3 protein-coding genes and 3 pseudogenes are annotated in these 3,400 nt (G+C 73.4%); all 6 read right to left on the bottom strand.

Going from position 1 to position 3,400, the window contains the following annotated elements:
- Nucleotides 1-247 (bottom strand): annotated as a pseudogene (locus JNW89_RS31715) (hypothetical protein); the annotation flags it as partial.
- A 132-nt stretch (nt 248-379) separates the two neighbouring features.
- On the bottom strand, nt 380-826 hold the full coding sequence (locus JNW89_RS31710; protein ID WP_154937697.1) for a response regulator: 447 nt from the start codon (nt 824-826) through the stop codon (nt 380-382).
- 68 nt (nt 827-894) lie between these two features.
- Nucleotides 895-1,263 (bottom strand): STAS domain-containing protein, encoded by a 369-nt coding sequence (locus tag JNW89_RS31705; protein ID WP_309140013.1) that lies wholly within the window; start codon nt 1,261-1,263, stop codon nt 895-897.
- A 57-nt stretch (nt 1,264-1,320) separates the two neighbouring features.
- Nucleotides 1,321-1,896, bottom strand: a complete 576-nt coding sequence (locus JNW89_RS31700; protein ID WP_238450311.1) for a hypothetical protein — start codon at nt 1,894-1,896, stop codon at nt 1,321-1,323.
- Nucleotides 1,897-2,176: 280 nt separating this feature from the next.
- Nucleotides 2,177-2,278, bottom strand: a pseudogene (locus JNW89_RS31695) (cobalamin-binding protein); the annotation flags it as partial.
- A gap of 101 nt (nt 2,279-2,379) precedes the next feature.
- Nucleotides 2,380-3,400 (bottom strand): annotated as a pseudogene (locus tag JNW89_RS31690) (PP2C family protein-serine/threonine phosphatase); the annotation flags it as partial.

The raw sequence follows: 3,400 nt of genomic DNA, 5'->3' as shown, positions 1-3,400 counted from the left end.
GCACGGACCGGGACGCCGACGGCGTACGGCAGGGACTGGCCGAGGCGCGGCCCTGAGCGCGGGTACGACAAAAGAAGCTCCGCCGGCGATCAGCCGGCGCCTCCTGCCGGATCTGGTCCCACTCCCGACCCGCGCCGGCGGCGACCTCCGCCCGCGCCGCGAGCCGGGTCAACCGGACTCCCAGCTCGTCGAGGCAGGAATCGACCTGCCGCTGGTCGTAGCCGGTCTCAACGACGGAGAACCTCATACTGTCGCCCCCCAGGCAGCTGGTACGTCTTTCCCCCAGTTCGATCCTGGCGGCTGCCGCTCGGCGCCGAGGATGTTCGGGAAAAATGTTCAGCAATTGAGCGTCGGCCCCGGGGGCGGGCCACCGGGTGGGTCAGGAACGCTTGGGGAGCACGACCACCCGACCGAAGAACTCGTCGATGCGGCGGACCACGTCGTTGAAGTCGTCCAGGTCGATCGGCTTGGTCACGTACGCGTTGGCCTGCAGCGTGTAGCTGCCGACGATGTCGGTGTCCGCGTTCGAGGTGGTGAGCACCACGATCGGGATGGTCCGCAGATCCTCGTCCTGCTTGACCTCGCCGAGCACCTGCCGCCCGTCCATCCGGGGCATGTTCAGGTCGAGCAGGATCACGTCCGGGCGGCGGGCCTCGGTGTGCCGACCCTCCCGGCGGAGGAACTCCATCGCCTCCTGGCCGTCGCTGACCACGTCGATGACCTTCTCGATCTCGGAGTCCTCCAGGGCCTCCTCGATCATCAGCACGTCACCCGGGTCGTCGTCCACGACGAGGATGCGGACGGGGTTCGCGGCGCCTTGGCCCATGGTGTTACCTGTCTCATCTCGGGCGATGGGGACCGCACGGTCACCCGCTGGCGGGGAAATCTAGCCGATCAGGGGGCGTCTTGCGACGCCGGGTCCGCCATGTCCGGTTGGTACGCCAACACATCCGCGAGCCCGGTGACCTGGAGCACCCGGTCCACCCGGCCGGTCGCCCCGGTCAGCCGCAGCCACCCGCCGTCGGCGGCAGCCCGATTGTCCCCCCGGACGAACGCGGCGATGCCGGTGGAGTCGCAGAAGGTCAACTCCGCGAGGTCGAGCAGCAGTTGGCGGGCGCCGTCGGCAGCCAGCCGGTCGATCGTCTCGTTGAGCTGACCGACGGTGCTCATGTCCAGCTCACCGACGAGCCGCAAGCACACACCACCACCAGCCCGCCGGCTGTGCGTGACGGTGAACGTCAACGTCGTCCCTCTCGCTCGCACCGCAGGCCGACCCTTGCAGTGGAGCAAGTATACGCAGGGTGCCCGGCACCGCCGCGATCAGCGCCGGGTGGGGTCGCCGGGCGCGGAGAGGACCAGCTCCCCCAGCGCCAGGAACCGCGCCGCCCGGGGAAAGTCGCGCAGCTGCCGATGGTAGTGGCCGAGGGTCAGCCCGACCGCGGCGGCCGGCACCCCACGGCTGGTCAGGATCTCCACCAGCCAGCCGACGAAGTCGGTGAAGAGCGAGCTGTCGTCGACGTACAGCGCCGCGGCCAGGAAATCCACGATGTACCCGAGGTCGCCGATCGTGGAGTCGAGCTGGGCGGGGGTGTAGTCACGGACCGACGGCACCCGTTCGCGCAGATCGGCCAGCGCGGAGTCGATCAGCTCACCGCGCCGCTTCACCAGGCTGGCGTACTCGTCGTCGGCGAGGTGCGGCAGCTCGGCCGGGCGAACCCGGCGCAGCGCCCGCTCGTCGGCGACCAGGTCGGCCGCGCTCGGCGCGTCCGGCGCCCAGGCGACACCGAGAGTGCGGGCCCAGCGGCCGTCGTCGCCGAAGCCGCGCCCGCCCACCACCACCGGTACGTCCGACCGGCGGCAGGCCTCGATCATCCGGTGCGCGTACGGCAGCCGCATCGGCAGCGCGCAGGCCAGGGCGACCGCGTGCGCGTCGTGCCCGGTGCAGGTACGACACCAGGTGCGCGGCGGGGACGCTCGCCCCGAGGAAGGTCACCTGCCAGCCGCGCAGCCGCAGCACCTCCGCCACCAGCCGGGGCGGCAGGGCGTGCCACTCGCCGTCCATGCAGGCCACCACCACCCGCCCCCGGGTCGGGCGCGGGTTGACGTGCGCCGCCACGGCGGCCACCACCCGCTCGCTGATGTGGGTCGCCGCGTGCTCCTGGGCGACGCTCCACTCGTTGCGCGCCCACCGCTCCCCCACCTCGGACTGCGCGGGCGCGACCAGGTCGAGCAGCACCCGCTCGGCCGGCACCCCGGCGTCGCGCAGCCGGACGGCCACGTCGATGGCGCCGTACTCGTCCGCCTCCTCCAGCGCCGCCAGGAACTCGTGGTACGCCTGCGCCGGATCGGCCTGGGTGGTGGGGGCGGGCACGAACGGGTCTCCCTCTCCTGGTCGGGCCGGCCCACCTCGGGTACGGCGTGCAGGTGCCGCGGCGCGCGGCCACCCGGGCCGGTCGCGCGCAACGCCAGCACGGCGATGTCGTCGTGGTCGCCCTGGGCCAGCCAGTCGCAGGTCACCTGCTCGACCCGCTCGGCCAGCGCCGGCGCCGGCACCCGGTGGCACCCGGTCACCGCGGTCACCAGCCGGTCCTGACCGAACTGCTCGTCGCCGCGCCGGCCGCCGCGCGCCTCGGTCACCCCGTCGCTGTAGAGCAGGCAGGTCTCGCCCGGGGCGAGCCGGACGGTCACCTCGCCGATGCGCGGGTCCGGCACCACGCCGATGAGCATGCCGCTCAGCGGCACCGTCTCGACCTCACCGCAGGCGCGCAGCACCAGCGGCGGCAGGTGTCCGCCACCGGCCATGGTCAGGGTGAGCCCGCCGTCGCGGTGCGGGCGGACGACGCCGAGCACCATGGTGGCGAACCGCCCCTGGCCGTGCGCCTGGGTGGTCTCCAGCAGCGCGTCGTTGAGCAGCTTCAGCAACCGGCCGGGGTGCGACTCGACCCGGTGCAGCGCCTGCAGGCACTGACGCAGCTGGCCGGTGAAGACGGCCGCCTCCACGCCCTTGCCGGAGACGTCGCCGAGGAAGAACACGGAGCCGCCGTCGGGGAGCCGGTGCGAGCCGTAGAAGTCACCGCCGATGCGCAGGCTCGCCTGCGCCGGCCGGTACGCCGTGCCCCACTGCACCCCGGCGACGGTCACCGGCTCGACCGGCAACAGGCTGGCCTGGAGCGTGTCGGCCACCTCGGCCTGGTCGCGGTAGAGCACCGCCGTGGTCAGCGCGGCGCCGGCCCGGGCGGCGAAGGCGCGGACCAGCTCGAGGTCGTCCTCGTTGTACCAGCGGGTGGCGCGGCGGGCGACCAGCAGCACGCCGGTCGGCGCGTCGCGGCCGGGCAGCGGGACTACCCGGGCGGCGACCTCGCGGGCCTCCAGCCCCGGCAGCCAGCCGGCCTCCACCGCC

The organism is Micromonospora sp. 4G55 (genome assembly GCF_016803375.1).
The sequence above is the reverse complement of the archived record's forward strand: the minus strand, read 5'-3'. Positions and strand labels throughout refer to the sequence as shown.